Here is a 15,522-nt window from a genome sequence, read left to right as displayed (position 1 = left end):
AAAATCACCCTATAAATAATGAATATTGTTTTAAAATATTTAATTCTACTTCAGCCTCATCAGGGTGACTCACGAAACTTGTGAAGCCCTTCTCGCATGAAATCCCTCTAACGACCGAACCTGTAGGTGAGGTCAATTCATATCTAATATTTGATATTGGTTCTTGGGTTCTATCATCTACACATCTACAAGAACAAAACTCCTTCGAAAAACATCACCAGGCCCTGGTAAAAATGGGAGTTCTGGTGCCTGAGAATTACTTCCCGCCGCCATAGTCCTTTTCACCTTCCGCAGATACGTCGCCGTCGTACCATACTCGACCTTCCCGGCCTCAAGTCGCAGATAGCTCCCGCCACCAATCAGCGTGATACGCTTCTTCCCGGCAAACGAGATGTCACTCGCTGAACTCAGCGTCAGCTTCTTCTCCGCAAACAGCCGCAGGCTGGCATTCTGCGCCTGCACCTCCACTGGCCCCTCCCCGGATTTCAGACTCAGCTGACCGGTGCGGGCAAAGAGCCCCAGCTTCTCCCCGGCCAGTGCCGTCATGTTGCCCATGACACCGGCACTGATATCCTCCCCGGCATTAATGGCGACATTCTTCGTGGCCGTCATCTGCAGGTGCTCCCCGCTGGTGAGAGCCATGCCTTCCGGCGCCGAGAAAAGCACAGCTTCATTGAGCGGTTTCAGCCTCTGCTCAAACATCTCTATCTGGCTGTCCACATCCGCCTTCAGCGCCTGCGCCTGCTCTGCCGCCATTTTCAGCGGCTGCAGTTGCTGGTTAAGCCTGTCGATTTCCTTCAGGGCCGTATCCCTGTCCAGTGCGTCACCCTGCGCTTTCGGCAGCGCATCCGCACTGACAAACAACCCTTTTCCGGCGCGGATTGTGCCCCACTCATCGGTGCGCAGTTCGGCCCCCTGGCCGCGACGTAGTCCCTGGCTGTCCACCAGATGCCCGGTATTGAGCTGTGTTTTTCCGTATTCCGTGGCGAGCTTGATATGCTCCTCGCCACGTTTATCCTCCATCCGCAGCTTGTTGTTCGCCAGGGTGCGCAGCACGTTACGGGTGTGATTGTCCCGGTTCACCAGGTCGGGATGTTCGGAGTCGTGCAGCGCATACGCGATGTACGGCAGGTCAATATTACTGTTGCTGTACGCCATCACCACTTCGGTGGTGACCGCATCATGACGCACAAATACTGAGGCATCCATCAGCGTTAATGGCCGTGCACGGGGTAAAATCCAGATGCAGTTTTTTAGTATTCCTGTAGAAGATGGATTTCGTGATGCTAACCTTACCGTCCGTGACGGTCTGCGTCAGGCCGCAGCCCGTGATACGAACCTAATATACCAATAAAATTTACGTAGCAATTTTGGATAATCGAAATGAGTAATACTGTATATACTTTAGCTAACGGCGGTGTTCCAGAAATTCAATGGTACCAATCGATAAATTACTTCGTTCAAGATATTGTTTTCTTTCTTCCTCTCTTAAACTTTCCCAAAATGGTTTCCAGTATACGTTCCACCAAAACTCCATATCTCCTTGCAGACTACCATAAGCACCAAAGTCCTTATCAGGAAATGCACACTCTGGCTCTGGAGGTTCTAAGCCTTTCTCACAAAGGCAATTGATAAATTCATTATCATTTGTGATAAGTCTTACAATATCCTGTTCAAACTCCTTAAATTTATAACAAACGAGGACTTTATTATGGTCTGAAACTTTCTCTTTTACCTCGCTTATTTTTACCTCCCTGTAAAAAAATAATTCAATCAAATGTTCAATGACTAATATGTCCTCAGGTTTTATCATAAAACATGCTGAATGTGCATATACATTGCTTTTATCTAGAGAGAAAAATAAAGGATACCCCCCCTCCTCTGGCAACGCCATAAATTGAGCATGAGGAAAATCATCCTGTAATCTGTTTTTTTTCCTGAATAAGTTAAATAAGTTAATTTTCATCAATATAGTCCGCCACCCAATCTGCACCAAAATAACCAGCGGTTCCGAATATAACTCCGCCTATAAGCCCTGTTAGCACCGCCCCAGGGCCCGTCTCAATGCCAACCGCCGCACCAGCCACTGTACCTATTTTTGCTCCAGCTACAGCCATCCCCCATCCTCCAGCTTGCCTAATGACTTCAGCGGTTATCGGTTTCACACTCCCGTTTTTAAGCGATTTTTCTGACGCCTGTTCTAGATCATAAGCTGTAAAGACGATTCCTGTCACCTGTACGACACGAGCGGCACGTGTAAAGTACTTTGCGTATTTTAATGTCTCTGGAGTGAAAACCGCGGATGCGGGTATTTTTTCACCGTGTAGCAATACTTCCTTATCTATATCCTTAACATATTTTGATATTTTATCAATACGTTTTACCAAGTGTGGATTTTGGCTCTTGTAATCATCAAGGCTCTTAAGTATTTCTTCTGTAGAAATTAATTTCGCACCCGACTTTACAGCTTTTTCAATATCAACAATAATTGTTTTACCTTCAAATCTTGGAGATCCTTCCGGAAAGGCAGAGCTAGTGGAAATATATGATGAAGCGTTCTCCCCCATCACATGCTCAGCTACAGAGTAGGATGCTGAAAAATTCTTTGGAATTAAACCATACCGTTCAGGGTTAGTTTCTGAAAGCATTTTTGCTTCTGATAAGTCCATCTTTGAAAGATAGGAATCAGAATTTGAAGCATATATTTTCCTAACAAGAAAACCGTCTTTCCCTGGCTCATCAACAACGATAAAGAAGAATGCACGGGCTGGCATTAACATACCAGTTATTTCGTACGTTGAATGTGGAGTTTCATTAGTTAAAGTTGAATGCTCAGTCATCTACCATCTCTCCAGAGCCAGGACACCTAGCCAAACGGTAAGTTTGGCTGATTCTTTTGAAAAAACGCGTTTGCACAGACCTTGATTGTCGGTGACACCTTTAAATGTTTCACCATTTTCGCTAGAGATAAAATATGGGACATTGGCCATGGGCTTACCACTATCATCCAAGATTCGGAATTGTTCATCGAAGAATCCATTCCGGATTAAATCGTCAACTAATGGCATTGATATTGATGGTGTTGGTGTTGAATTTGCACCAGCAAACATCGTCCGCTTCACCTTGCGTATATAGGTCGCCGTCGTACCATACTCGACCTTCCCGGCCTCAAGTCGCAGGTAGCTCCCGCCACCAATCAGCGTGATACGCTTCTTCCCGGCAAACGAGATGTCACTCGCCGAACTCAGCGTCAGCTTCTTCTCAGCAAACAGCCGCAGGCTGGCATTCTGCGCCTGCAACTCCACCGGCCCTTCTCCGGATTTGACGCTCACTTGCCCGGAGCGGGCAAAGAGCCCCAGCTTTTCCCCGGCCAGCACCGTCATATTGCCCATGACACCCGTGCTGATATCCTCCCCGGCATTCAGGGCCACGTTTTTCACAGCGGTCATCTGCAGATGCTCCCCGCTGGTCAGCGCCATCCCGTCCGGAGCGGACATCAGCAGCGCCTCATTGAGCGGTTTCAGCCGCTGCTCAAACATCCGTATCTGGCTGTCCACATCCGCTTTCAGGGCCTGCGCCTGCTCTGCCGCCATTTCCAGCTGCTGCAGTTGCTGGTTAAGCCTGTCGATTTCCTTCAGGGCCGTATCCCTGTCCAGTGCGTCACCCTGCGCTTTCGGCTGCGCATCCGCGCTGACAAACAACCCTTTTCCGGCCCTCAGGGCTCCCCACTCGTCGGTACGCAGTTCGGCCCCCTGGCCGCGACGTTGTCCCTGGCTGTCCACCAGATGGCCCGTATTCAGTTGCGTCTTTCCGTACTCCGTGGCGAGTTTGATGTGTTCCTCACCCCGTTTGTCTTCCATCCGCAGCTTGTTGTTCGCCGGGGTGCGCAGCACGTTGCGGGTGTGATTGTCCCGGTTCACCAGGTCGGGATGTTCGGAGTCGTGCAGCGCATACGCGATGTACGGCAGATCAATATCACCGTTGCTGTACGCTATCGCCACTTCGGTGCCATCGATGAGCGGCGTATGCCAGCCCAGCGTTTCACCGGCATACGGCTTCGCCATCCGCAGCCACAGGTAGCCGTAACCCGGCTCCGTCCCCTCCCGGTCGAAGTCCAGCTTCACCCGGTAGCGCCCCTGCTCGTCCAGGTGTGCGTAGGTATCATTTTTTTCGCGACTTTCGATCCGGGCCGGGAGCGTACCCGGGATGACCGGGCGAGGGATCTCTACCGGACGGAAGCAGTAACGTTCGGTATAAGGCTGGCCCCAGACTGACACATGCAGACGGGAATCACGGGCCCCCCGGTAGGTCACCAGGGTGAGGACGACGCCTTCTTTCAGGGCCGCAATGACATCGCCCAGCGGCTCCAGCACCTGTCCGGGTGTGAGATGAGCAGCGTTGCTGAACAGATGAATACGGGCTGATTTATTCAGCTCCCGCTCGTGATGGATGTGCGCATAGAACGCCCCGGATTCGGTTTCCGGCTCCGGGCTGGCGTCATCACCCGCGTCACGATAAGGTGCGGCGTAGCGGTAATGCTCCCCGGTGGTGACCGCATCATGACGCACGCTGACTGTGGCATCCATCGGCGTGGCGGCGGTCCGGTAGTTGTAATCCCGCGTGGCAACGGTGCCGGTGGCAATGTTGTGCCAGGTCCGCACATCCCAGACCGATTCTGCCGCGCCGTCAAACAGGCCCGATGGTTCGCTGTAGGGCAACTGTACATCAAAGTGGTAGTTAAGCTGGCTGTCGGCCAGTATATAGGTATCCAGACCGCGCACATCATCCATCTCCGTGCGCCAGTAAATCCCCACCTCAGACAGAATGCGCCGGATAAACTCAAGGTCCGTTTCCCGCCACTGGGTGATAATTTCCCGCGCCGGGTAGCTGCGCTCCAGGCAGAAGTCAAAATCAGGTCCTTCCAGGCCATGTTTGCGTAGCACCTGCTCAACCACCTCAGGAACGGACTGGTTCTGATATACCGCGCACTGTCGGGTGTATCCCAGGAGCGCCAGGCGCGAACTGAGCGTAAGCCGGTAGTGAGACTGGTCCTGAGAGGTGGACAACCATTCCAGGCGGGTCACCATGCCGTGAACACTTTTACCGCTCCGCATCCGGAAAGAGGCATATTTCATCAGCACCTCTTCCGGGGGGATGTTCGCCTGAAGCGTGGTGAACTCGATGTCCCAGCTGAACGGCTCGCTCAGGGCTTCCCGGCCGCGAAAGCGCAAAACATCCGGCTTCACCGAACTGTCATTGATATCCAGAAAGTAACGGGTCTGCCCGTCAAAAAGCGCCAGCCAGTTATCCATTACGTCACTCCTTTATCGGTACAAGACTAAGCCAGCCATCACCCAGTTCAATCGTACGGGGTTTGTCCGGGTCAAGATCGTCACGGGTCAGTACCAGGCGCCAGCGGTTGTCCTTCTGATCCGGTCGGTTAAACAGCCCCACCGCCACCACGAACTGCGCCTCTTCATCCATAGGCATATTGAGCGTCACGCTGCCACTGGGCATCACCAGCAGCTCCTTTGATGCCAGCACGTCGTCCTTAAGTACCGTATCGGCCCTGCGCAGCACCGTCTGGTAATCAGCGGCATCAACCGCTTTACGATCCCTGAGCTGATAAACCCGCACCATGGTCGCCAGCGGCGTCTGTGCACCATCGGCGTTGATGGCGGTGCGCGGGGTAAAATCCAGATGCAGCGTTTTAATTTTTTTGTAGAAGATGGATTTCGTGATGCTGACCGTACCGTCCGTGACGGTCTGCGTCAGACCGCAGCCTGTGAGCAGACCGCAGGCAATAAGCGTCAGCGCCCACCAGCGGGTTATTGTTGCCATTCAAAAGCTCCTTTTACCCCCTCCCTACTTCTGATTGCTGATGCGTTGGCTGCACACACTCGCCCCGGTCACATAGTTATCTATGCTCCCGGAGACTCATGCGTTTGCCGCCTTCCTGCAATCAGAAGTATTGTGGGGAGAATGAATGATTGATTGATGATTAGTCGAAGCGGTAATGCCCGTCTTCAGCGGGAGATAAAACCGAGCATTGTAGCCCTTCATAACAGCCCAGGCTGACGGTCAGACTCTCCCGGCTATTGCTGAGCTTGCCCGCTTTCAAACCCAGCAAACCGGTACGGCCCAGCTGGATACGCCTGCCTGTGCTAAGGCGGGGCTCAGGCAGCAACCGCACGGGTACGGTGAGGCGCAGTCGGGCGTCACTGCGGTAGCCAAGATAGACACGCAACAGGACCAGCAAATCGGTATGGAGGGCACCACCGGGTAACCAGCCTTCCGCCTCGTCAGGATCCGCTGTCTCCAGCGTCACCAGTACCCGGCAGCATGCTTCCTTTGCCGTTTTGCCCAGCGTGGCACGTTGCGAAAGCCGGATGCGGTTTCCGGTCCCCAGCCCACTGCGGTTACCGATATGGACCTTAACCGGATCGGGTTCGGTGATAATTGCCCGGGTATTCGGTGCCAGCAGGCTCACCAGGGCCCGAATGCCTTCGGCGTTACGGGTGGGTAATCGCATAGTGCCCAGCAGGGCCAGGAAACGGGAAACCGGCGTGGCCACCTGTTCCGCCGTGCCCGGGATACCAAGTCCCACCAGCCCCAGCAAACACTGAGAGGTGGCATCACGGCCCCCGGCCTCGAAAGTGGCCGGCCAGGCGTATTTTCGCCAGATCCGGTAATACTGCGTGGTGATCCGGTGGCTGAATATATCCAAAAACGAGGTGGCCGCCTCGTAACCTTCGCGGCGCTGCGCAATATCATCCAGCCAGGACGTCGGCAGAGGAGAGTCCACGCCATACACCCCGAGAAATGTCGTGCGGACCGTTGGGGGGAATGTCGGATGGTCTTCGTCGATCTCAACCGCCTTCAGGGTACTGACCGGGAAACCCATACCAGGCCAGGGTCTGAATCGTACCGGATCGTCGCCCGGATGGCTGGTGGAGCCCAGTTTCGGCGTGTCCGGATTTTCCTGTTCCAGCAGCTGACAGAAACGATAGAAATTGGCCCGCCAGATGTCTTTATTAAGAGCTAATGTCAGCCCGGTACGTGCTGGCTGTGATTCTCGCGCCATCTCAGTCGTTTCCCTGTTGGTTGCAGTACCAGCGTGAGCTGGTTAAAGAGGTGAATATCGGCATAGAGCGCGAAGAATCGGTGCAGCATCTCGCCAAAGAGATTCACATCACCCTCGCCTGCAAAATTGTCCCTATTCAGCGTGACCTCAATGTCCACGCCCCGGAGCATAAAACCCTTCTCAAAACGGCGGATCAGGGTGTGCTTTACGGCGACTATTGCTTCAAGCCGACGGCGGTTCATTTCATCGTCGGTCCAGTCATAGAGCGCTAGCGTGCCCCGCAGCACTTCCGGATTATCCATCATGCTCAGGAAGTTTGAACCGAGGTGACTCATCACCCGCCAGTGAAAACGGTCGTTTGCCGGGGGATATAACGGCATCGTCGGTGCGGTGACGTTCAGGACCCTGACGGGCACCTTGCCGGTTTTAACCACCCTGTCCAGCAGGGTGCTTTCCAGTGCCTTACGCGGAAGCTGGCCGTTGGTGCCGGTTATTCGCATCGAAAGTGACTCCGGTTTATCGGACAGTTGCTCCAGTTCGAACGAGCGCCCCCCGAGAATTAGCCAGGTGTCATACAGGCCAGAGGGACCGCGTTTCACACGGGTATGAAAATAACGCTCAGGAGCATCGTGGCGCATCATACCGCCACGGTGCCGAAAGCTGGTGAACGGCACATAAGGATGTTTGCCATTCTTCACCGCGCCATGGATGTTATCGACGCTGTAAATTTCGGTGTGCCCATCCTGAAGACGCAGCGGCCTGAGCAGATATTCATTCTCCAGCGGGTTAAGCGTCAGCGGGTCGGCTTCCAGGGTAAAGAGATTGATGACCGGTGCACAGTGCAGCCGGAAGTTTTCCGTCTCAAAAGGCAGATCGGATGACCAGGCTTCACTGAGCACCATGTCGATTTCAAACCAGGTGCTGGCCGCAGTGAGCCCGATGGTGTCGAGACCGCGCAGCTCAACAAACATAAACTTCGGACGGAAGCTGAAATACTCCAGCAGAAGCTGGTAACCACTGAAGGTAGTATCGGCTTTCTTCCACAGGCCATCATTGTCGTCAAAGCCCATGGGTTTGCACCAACCATTAAACTGATGACGTTCAGTATGCGTCCCTGCATGCCGGGCATACATGGCATGTACACGCCGGGTCATTGCCAGATGCAGCGCTGAGCTAACTGGACTCTCTGCGTTAAGAAAAATGGCGACTTTATCGATCCCGGCTTTACGCCAGTCCACTTTTTCAGGGCATTCGAAGCGCAGACGGATAGCTGACCGGCCATCGGTTTCAGTATGGAGGCGAGCCTCCGCAAGTTGCAGCGGTTGTAGCGACACATCGCGGGTCGTCCGATACTGACAGGCGGTTTTATGCGGTCCTACAGGCCGTGACAAAACGGAGAAGCCTTCCGCCAGCATTTCGGCCTGACGCAGACTACGCCAGTCAGGGGAGAACTCGACGATGGCCAGTGACGGGATAGTCCGCATATAGTGCGGCCACAGCAGACTCACCAGCCCTTCGGTCAGTTCCGGCAGATCATCATCCAGCTTTTCACGCAGACGGCCCATCAGGAAGGCAAAGCCTTCGAATAGACGTTCCACATAGGGATCGCGGGCGCCAGGTTTATCAAGATTAAGCATTGCTGCCCGGTCCGGATGAGCCCGGGCAAACTCTTTACCCGCCTCACGCAGGTAGCGCATTTCCGCTTCGTAATAGCGCAGGGTTAAATCATCCATGAACGGTATTCCTGAAAATTATTAAAGAGAACATTAGCCACAGAGCACCATGGCACGGGCCGGGTCAATGGCAATAAGCCCGGCAATTAAAGACTCCATCTCAGGCATCAGACGGGCTTTATCGGATTCGCTGCGACCGGCTTTCAGGCGCAGCAGTTTCAGGCGACGGGCCTGGATTTCAAACAACAGCCCGGGTTCCCAGTCTCCCAGCGTCAGCTGTGGCGCGCAGATGGTCAGTTCGCCAAGCAAATGAAGCGCCATTTCGTTTCGGCCATACTGCTCTGCCACCCGGGCCATCAGCAGGCGTATCAACCAGCGATGGCGCGGAGTGTCCATCCCCGGTCGGGACTGGAGCCAGGTAAGCGCCGCTTCGGGACCTTCCGTATCGCCCTTTTCCATGGCTTCCGACTCAAGGAGCAGCACATCATCAGCCGGACCATTAACGACGGTAGCGAGTTCATCGCCGTACATCAGGCCTTCTTCATTCACTTTTTCCGCAATCCAGGCGGTGGTGACTTCGTCGGCAAAGGGGGTACCGTCATTCCATGCCAGACCTTCCAGGCCCGGGAGGCGTTTAAGCAGCAGCCGCAGATCGCACAGGACGGAGTCTGTCCAGGTATCCCAGGGTTGACCGGCATGGCTGAGCCCCTGCCAAAGGTACCACTGAAGATCGAACCAGAAATGATTGACCCCTTCGCAATACATCTGGCTGGCCTGCTCAACCAGTTCGGTCCAGTTTTTCTGAAGATATAGCCGCTTAAGTTGAGCGCGATACTCGGGTTTCGGCGGTACCAGGCGGGTGCGACCGCTACTGTCGAGTGGGGGGATCTGATTGACCGTATCCCACCGTACGGTCTTTATCAGCCGGTGAGAAGCCAGCCAACCCTGAGGTTGTTCGCTCAGCCAGCGGGAAAGTAACTTTGCCTGGTCGAGTAGATCGCGGCCCGACTTCACGGCTGACAGTTGCGGTGAATCCGAATGGGCTGGCTCACGCCCGTGATCCTGGGCGCTGCTGTTCTGAGGGACCAGTGCTTCCATGCCACCGGAACGTGCCAGGCGGTTTTCAAGAGCGGTACAGAGACCTGCAAAAGACGGTTTTTCAGCTTCCGGCCAGTCAGCCACGGCGGACTGAAGCAGGTTAATGGCGCCAGCCGTCAGACCAACATCATTGCGGTCTACCTCAGGCCATAACAGCAGTGCATCAATCACTTTTGCACTGTTCAGCCACTCCATCGCAGCTTTACGGGCTACGGGACGCTGGGGATGACATGCCTGCCCGTAGCGAGTCAGCATTGCGACAAGCAGCAGTAAACCTTCGGCCAACCCTTTTTCACCGTCGCGGCTGAGTCGGGCCTGAACATACCAGGTCACCACACGAATGTCTTTGGCGCATTCGCAAAGACACTTCCGGGCCAGCTCGCACAACCGTGCTGAATCGGTACCCGATATCTTATTGATCTCTTCACGCATCAGCAGAAAATTATCATCGTATGCGGGATCGTCCCCGGTTTCAGACCCGGAGGTGAACGGGTGCAGCCAGTTATCCCAGAGCAACAGGGCATCATTTGCCCGGGAGGTGAGGCGCTGCCTTTCTTCCTGGCTGGTGGCGCAGGCGGTTAACAGATCTTCCGGTGAACTCATTCTTTTTCCCGTTTGTTAGTCTCTTTCATAAACCTCATGGCCGCTTCCAGAGAAGCGTCGTCCTTACCATTGACGATTTGCGGTGGCTTACATTTCAGCAGCATACTTTTCTCCTCCCCCTGAGTAGGTTTGCCCTTCCAGTCGCTTTGCCAGTGGGCTTTTATGACATGGGGGCGAAGACGCTGATGTGGCGTGGAGAGGCTGTCCCTTGATGACTGGCTTCCGGCGCTCGCGGTGCCTGCCTGAGCGCCGAAGCGGCCCGGACACCCGCAAAAATTGCACGGGTTTATCCGGAGGAATGAAGCGCTGATGCTTTCCGACGCGTCTGGGTTCGGGTCTCACAGGTTTCCCTGTTTTCCCCACTCGCTATTCTCCGAGCAAAGCCAGATCAGCACCGGCAGTACGGCGTGCCAGAATCCACGGTTCCCCTTTCTCCTGCTTACTGATGGCCGTGGAGACAGAAGCGGCAAGGGTGAACAATGCGCCCATCGTTACTGGATCGCTTCTGCGCCAGCGGCAACATTAAAAATAGCGTTGGGCAGCGTGAACCCCTGCAACTTCAGTAATTCAAGAGGACCACTGCCGAGTTCGCTACGCATCACAAACTTCAGAGGGTTGCCATCCGGGGTGATCCATACCAGTTGTGTCCGGCTGGCATCAAGAGGAGTGAGCAGGGCTTTGTCCAGCAGGCGAATGAAGCCCCAGTTGCCCTGGTGACTGGCATAGAGTTGCATACCACTGTTTACACTACGCCAGCTCAACGATACGCCTGGATAGTAGCTATTCCCCGGCCAGGTGAAGCTTTGCCAGCTTTCCATCTGATTGAAGTAGTCCAGGTTCTGCTCATCGAGGGTCAACTGCACTCTGGCAACATCCTTTGAAGGACGCGCCATCAGTTCGAAGTGAATACCTGCATCGCCCTGAGAGAACACGATATCAGACAGCTCTGCCAGCTGATTAATCGCCCGCAGGAAATCCGGACTGACAACCATCCCCTGACTTGCGGAAGGGTCAACGACCCAACGATTTCCCTCCTGGTGGAGGATCCCGCCAAGATTAGTTTTCAGGAAGGTAGTGATTCGACCCGAGTCGCTACGCAGGAACTGAGCCAGTAACGGCAGAGAGGCATCGCTGCCGGTGGCCTTAAACGGATACCGCCCCGCGAAGGCCTTATTCCACTGTTCGACAATGGTCGATTGCCAGCGGGTATTGAGACTACCCGCAGCCGGGGCAAGGACCTGCCGCCAGGCCAGATCCAGCGGTTGCACAAACAACGACTGACCAAATCCGTTCCACTCCTGCCCCAGGCTTGCCGCAACCAGACTGCCGTAATCGCGGGTGTCCGTCAGGTCGATGGCTTTACCCTGGAATACGGTCTGTGCCAGCATCTGCGACATCGCTTGCGGATCCGGGGCGCTGGTGACCTGCTGAAGCTTCAGCCGCACCTGGGTAACGCGGGCCAGCCAGGACTGGAAACTGAGGTTACCGTTGCTACCAGTGCCCTCTTTACCTTCCATGAATCCCGTCAGTGGTCCAAAAACGTCCTCCAGTGGACCTTTCGGCCCCTGCGCCTGCTCAATGAACTGTCGGGTATATTTTTTCCGACCAACCAGTTTTTTCGCTGAATCCACTATCGAATCAGCCAGTGCCTCACCCTTCTCTCCTGTTTTTCCCTGCCAGGCCAGCGTATTCATTAAGGCCACAAGCGGAGACTGACGGACATCGCCGATCAGACTGAGCTGGGCAATTGCTTCAGAAAGAGACGTGGCTTCCTGCCACTGAATGCTGTTGACCATGTTCAGCCAGGCATTACCAAAATCGGTAAAATAGCGTTCTGTCAGGCGGGCCTTCAGCGCCTCCGGGGAGATATCACTTCCTGCCTGGTGCGTTTTATCCGTCAGGACCCAGTCGATTTCATCACGTCGTGTCTTAACGACCTCGTTAATTGCATCCTGTACCTGCTCTTCCCAGGCCTGCCGCGTAAACATTCCAGGGACGATTTCGTCAGTGCTGAATACCGTTGAAGCATCGGTATCACCGGTCATATCAGCAAGTGTTAAATCAGGCCAGTTACTGGCCACGCGCTTAAGCATGTCCTGGTACAGTCCGGCCTCAGCGTTCCGCTGGCCAATCTGCTTGAGCAGGATCTGACGGACCGTACTGATTAATTCAGCGTCAGGCTTAATTTTCCATTCCGGATGTGTCGGGAGGTTCTGCGCATAAAAACCCAGTAATTTAGGGGCAATTTCCTGCCATGTCCCATCCGCCACATTCTGGCGTTTCGGCCAGGTTATTAGTACATTTTTCGCCAACCATCCTTCATCGGCTTTGTCCGGTCTGGCCATCATCAGGTAAGCTTTCAGGACATCGTAGGTCCGTTGCGTTCCCTGCATCCGGGCATCACTGGCCGGAGGAAGTTGCACAAAGGTATTCAGTTGTTGTTTCAGATGTTCTGCAGTGGCATCCCTCATCAGCTGTGCGTTGTTTTTCGCATACAGGGGCCAGAGTGCGGCCAGCGTGTCGCTGTCCTGATTAAGACCAAAGCGGGTGTACCACGGAGCACCGGTCGCCTCACGATGTTGCAGACGGGCAATGGCTTGCTGGAGGACGAGCTGGTTGCGCAGGCGTTCAGCCAGGGATTTTGCGGTATCCGCTGCCTGCCTGGCCGTCTCCTGCGCCTGATAAATCTGGGTACGGTTAACGACGAGGGACAGCAGTGTACCGGCCCCCCACAGGACAATCAGGGAAAGCAGAATTAACCGCAGCATCTTCAGCCAGTTGAAGCCCAGCTTCCTGCCGCTGACGGCATCACTGTCATCAATGACGGCTTTCCATGTCGGTGTGTCGAGGCGCGTGTTCGGTACCGTTCCGGCAACGGCCAGTTCAGGGCTGAACATGACACCGCGTAAACGCCAGGCCGCAGATCCCTGCATCAACCCACTGAGCAAAACAGTTAGACTGGCTTTCAGTTCGTGTTGCAGACGGGAAGATAACTGAAGCAGGCCGTTATGAGCCGGATTATTCAGTATCTGTGCCATACCGGCTTTTTGCAGGCGCTGAGACAGCATAGTCAATGCCTTATCCGCCTCTTTTATAGTGCCTTCCGGCCCGAAAATAACCCCTGTTGCAACTGTTTCCTGTCCCTGCTGAGCACCGTTGGCGTTATCAGTCAGCCACAGCCAGACGGGCGCCTGCCAGCCTAACAGGTGGTCGGCTTTCTGGCGGCAACGCAAGAAGGCATCCCGTTCGCTATCCGTCGGGAGGGCTGAAGTACTCGTCACCTGAATGATGCCATCAACCGGTTGCCCGGATCGCAAGCGTTTCAGTTTTGCAAGAAAGATCTCATCCGGGAGTGACTGCGCATCACCGCCATAAATCAGCACATTGCCGTCGCCTTCCTGCCAGAGGTCATGGCACAGACCCGGGGCCGCTTTCTGGACGTCGTCCGGATTGCCCATCACCAGCAGGAGTCGCACCTTACGCTGCCAGCGGCGTCCATAGCGAAAGCGCAGGTGTTCGGACACGGCGTCTTCGCTGAAGACCGGTTCATCGTCATCTTCTTCTCCGGGAATGGTGTTCGTCACCGGAGTGATACTCTCAGCCTTTTTTTGCCCCCAGTGGAAATACAATCCGGATTTACCGGCGAAGTCGAAAGCCTTCTCTGTCAGCCAGCCGAGTAAAAACAACGCGGCAACCAGTATGGCGCAGAATATGAGTATGCGCTGGCCGTCATAGGGACCGAATCCCGTGGCCGAAGCTACGTATTCCGGAAAGGCATATAACAAAAATGCCACGATGACCGTCATAAAAAAAGCGACAGTGACAACGGAGCCGATGAGTGTTTTGACTTTTACCTTAGTCATTCTTAGGCGTTTCCTTGCGAACTTCTTCTTTGGTGATGACAGCGATCCAGATGTCGTCCTTATCAACGGCGGGTTGTGCGGCGATAACTTGGGGGCCCCGTTGTTCAACGTCAGCATTAGCAAGCGTGATGGCCAGCCATGGAGCAGCATGGCCGGTATATCCCAGCACGGGATCGATACTGGAATTGTCTTCTGAAAGACTAAATTCCACTTCGCTCTCTTCGCAGGCATTATTCCAGCCGCTGCCCGACGTCAATGTGGGACCGGAGATCCAGCTTCCTTTGAGTTCATTGGGCAGGGTCTTCGACCAGAGCAGCGCCCGGGTGAGCGTCTTTGTGAGCGTTGTTTCTGTTCCCCTTTCGGGGCGATGGAGGCGGAGCGCATCCGGCCAGGCATTGGCTTTGCGGTTGCTCAATACCACCATTGATACAGCATCAGCATCTTCTTCCCGGGGAGACGCCGGTAACGACAGCGTGATGGCAACCAGAATGCCCGGGGTGTCCCATCGCTTGTCCAGCCAGGCATCAAACGCCCCCAGCCCTTTTCCGGCCATCAGGCGAAAAATCCTGCCCGTCTTGAGTGAGAGCTCGGCTTTAAGCTGCTCTTCAATCAGGGGATACAGATCGTTATCACAGTCCAGCATCAGCCAGCATGGCAGCTCGGGCGGAAGCGGCTTAACTATCCCCTCTACACGCGTGGTCAGTTTATTAACCACTGCTTTCAGGGCCTTCGTTAAATCTGTCTGATATTCTGGTAATGCCGCGTATCTGACCGGTTTGTCACATCCTCGTGGGCAAGAGAAGTCGATAACCGGAGCTGCGACTTTCATTGCCTTCAGCAGGTCATCGGCTTTGTTTCCAACCGGAGCATGGATGTGCGTACCGAGGATCCAGGCGCAGCGCTGACCGCGCAGAATTTCACTGTCAATAAGCGCTTCTCGCTCGACATTACGGGACTCGGCCCCCACCTGTTCGGCTTTGTAGGCAAACCGGCGTAAGCCGAAAATAAGCCCCCAGGTGCAAAACGGGAGGCCCAGAGCGGTGAACCAGAAGACAAATCCGGTTCGCTCTGACGTCCAGCACCATAGCGTGAGCGCTATGCCCACCAGCATGACAAACGCGAGGAATAGCAGCCAACGACCGGTGCCGGGACGCGCTACCTTAGGAGCCTTTTCAGGGATGGCATCCAGCCAGACGGGCAT

At 54.6% G+C, this 15,522-nt stretch carries 9 protein-coding genes and 2 pseudogenes; all 11 read right to left on the bottom strand.

All coding sequences use genetic code 11. The features are described from left to right. Positions 1 to 4 precede the first annotated feature (4 nt). A pseudogene (locus N438_RS21220) lies at positions 5 to 1,170 on the bottom strand (DUF2345 domain-containing protein); the annotation flags it as partial. 34 nt (positions 1,171 to 1,204) lie between these two features. Beyond that, positions 1,205 to 1,333, bottom strand: a pseudogene (locus N438_RS28900) (type VI secretion system lipoprotein TssJ); the annotation flags it as partial. Between the two features lie 75 nt (positions 1,334 to 1,408). Beyond that, positions 1,409 to 1,966, bottom strand: coding sequence for a hypothetical protein (locus tag N438_RS21210; protein WP_116696494.1), 558 nt, complete (start codon positions 1,964 to 1,966; stop codon positions 1,409 to 1,411). Next, positions 1,956 to 2,840, bottom strand: coding sequence for a glycine zipper family protein (locus tag N438_RS21205; protein ID WP_043876243.1), 885 nt, complete (start codon positions 2,838 to 2,840; stop codon positions 1,956 to 1,958). Before N438_RS21205 ends, N438_RS21210 begins: the two co-directional genes overlap by 11 nt. After that, positions 2,841 to 5,312 carry a type VI secretion system Vgr family protein gene (gene vgrG / locus N438_RS21200; protein ID WP_116696493.1) on the bottom strand — a complete coding sequence of 824 codons (2,472 nt, stop codon included), beginning with the start codon at positions 5,310 to 5,312 and terminating at the stop codon, positions 2,841 to 2,843. It abuts the gene before it with no gap. Positions 5,313 to 5,316: 4 nt separating this feature from the next. Beyond that, on the bottom strand, positions 5,317 to 5,841 hold the full coding sequence (tssJ, locus tag N438_RS21195; RefSeq protein ID WP_043876241.1) for a type VI secretion system lipoprotein TssJ: 525 nt from the start codon (positions 5,839 to 5,841) through the stop codon (positions 5,317 to 5,319). Between the two features lie 160 nt (positions 5,842 to 6,001). Further along, positions 6,002 to 7,084: a type VI secretion system baseplate subunit TssG gene (gene tssG / locus N438_RS21190; protein ID WP_043876240.1), complete on the bottom strand. Its 1,083-nt coding sequence runs from the start codon at positions 7,082 to 7,084 to the stop codon at positions 6,002 to 6,004. Then, a complete protein-coding gene (gene tssF / locus N438_RS21185) occupies positions 7,048 to 8,817 on the bottom strand; it encodes a type VI secretion system baseplate subunit TssF (RefSeq protein ID WP_043876239.1) in 1,770 nt (589 codons plus the stop codon). Before tssF ends, tssG begins: the two co-directional genes overlap by 37 nt. A gap of 33 nt (positions 8,818 to 8,850) precedes the next feature. Continuing rightward, a complete protein-coding gene (gene tssA, locus N438_RS21180) occupies positions 8,851 to 10,458 on the bottom strand; it encodes a type VI secretion system protein TssA (protein ID WP_116696492.1) in 1,608 nt (535 codons plus the stop codon). Between the two features lie 491 nt (positions 10,459 to 10,949). Next, positions 10,950 to 14,321, bottom strand: coding sequence for an ImcF-related family protein (locus N438_RS21175; RefSeq protein WP_043876237.1), 3,372 nt, complete (start codon positions 14,319 to 14,321; stop codon positions 10,950 to 10,952). Then, positions 14,314 to 15,522 (bottom strand): membrane protein, encoded by a 1,209-nt coding sequence (locus N438_RS21170; RefSeq protein ID WP_032740193.1) that lies wholly within the window; start codon positions 15,520 to 15,522, stop codon positions 14,314 to 14,316. The genes N438_RS21175 and N438_RS21170 overlap by 8 nt, the downstream gene beginning before the upstream one ends.

The organism is Klebsiella sp. GL120222-02, assembly GCF_003097195.1.
Lineage (GTDB): Bacteria > Pseudomonadota > Gammaproteobacteria > Enterobacterales > Enterobacteriaceae > Klebsiella > Klebsiella variicola.
This window is presented reverse-complemented; position numbering and strand designations above follow the sequence as displayed.

Bases quoted from the DNA above. Each gene is read 5' to 3' on its own strand.
- N438_RS21210 (WP_116696494.1), bottom strand. From the start codon at position 1,966: ATGAAAATTAACTTATTTAACTTATTCAGGAAAAAAAACAGATTACAG.
- N438_RS21205 (WP_043876243.1), bottom strand. From the start codon at position 2,840: ATGACTGAGCATTCAACTTTAACTAATGAAACTCCACATTCAACGTAC.
- vgrG (WP_116696493.1), bottom strand. From the start codon at position 5,312: ATGGATAACTGGCTGGCGCTTTTTGACGGGCAGACCCGTTACTTTCTG.
- tssJ (WP_043876241.1), bottom strand. From the start codon at position 5,841: ATGGCAACAATAACCCGCTGGTGGGCGCTGACGCTTATTGCCTGCGGT.
- tssG (WP_043876240.1), bottom strand. From the start codon at position 7,084: ATGGCGCGAGAATCACAGCCAGCACGTACCGGGCTGACATTAGCTCTT.
- tssF (WP_043876239.1), bottom strand. From the start codon at position 8,817: ATGGATGATTTAACCCTGCGCTATTACGAAGCGGAAATGCGCTACCTG.
- tssA (WP_116696492.1), bottom strand. From the start codon at position 10,458: ATGAGTTCACCGGAAGATCTGTTAACCGCCTGCGCCACCAGCCAGGAA.
- N438_RS21175 (WP_043876237.1), bottom strand. From the start codon at position 14,321: ATGACTAAGGTAAAAGTCAAAACACTCATCGGCTCCGTTGTCACTGTC.
- N438_RS21170 (WP_032740193.1), bottom strand. From the start codon at position 15,522: ATGCCCGTCTGGCTGGATGCCATCCCTGAAAAGGCTCCTAAGGTAGCG.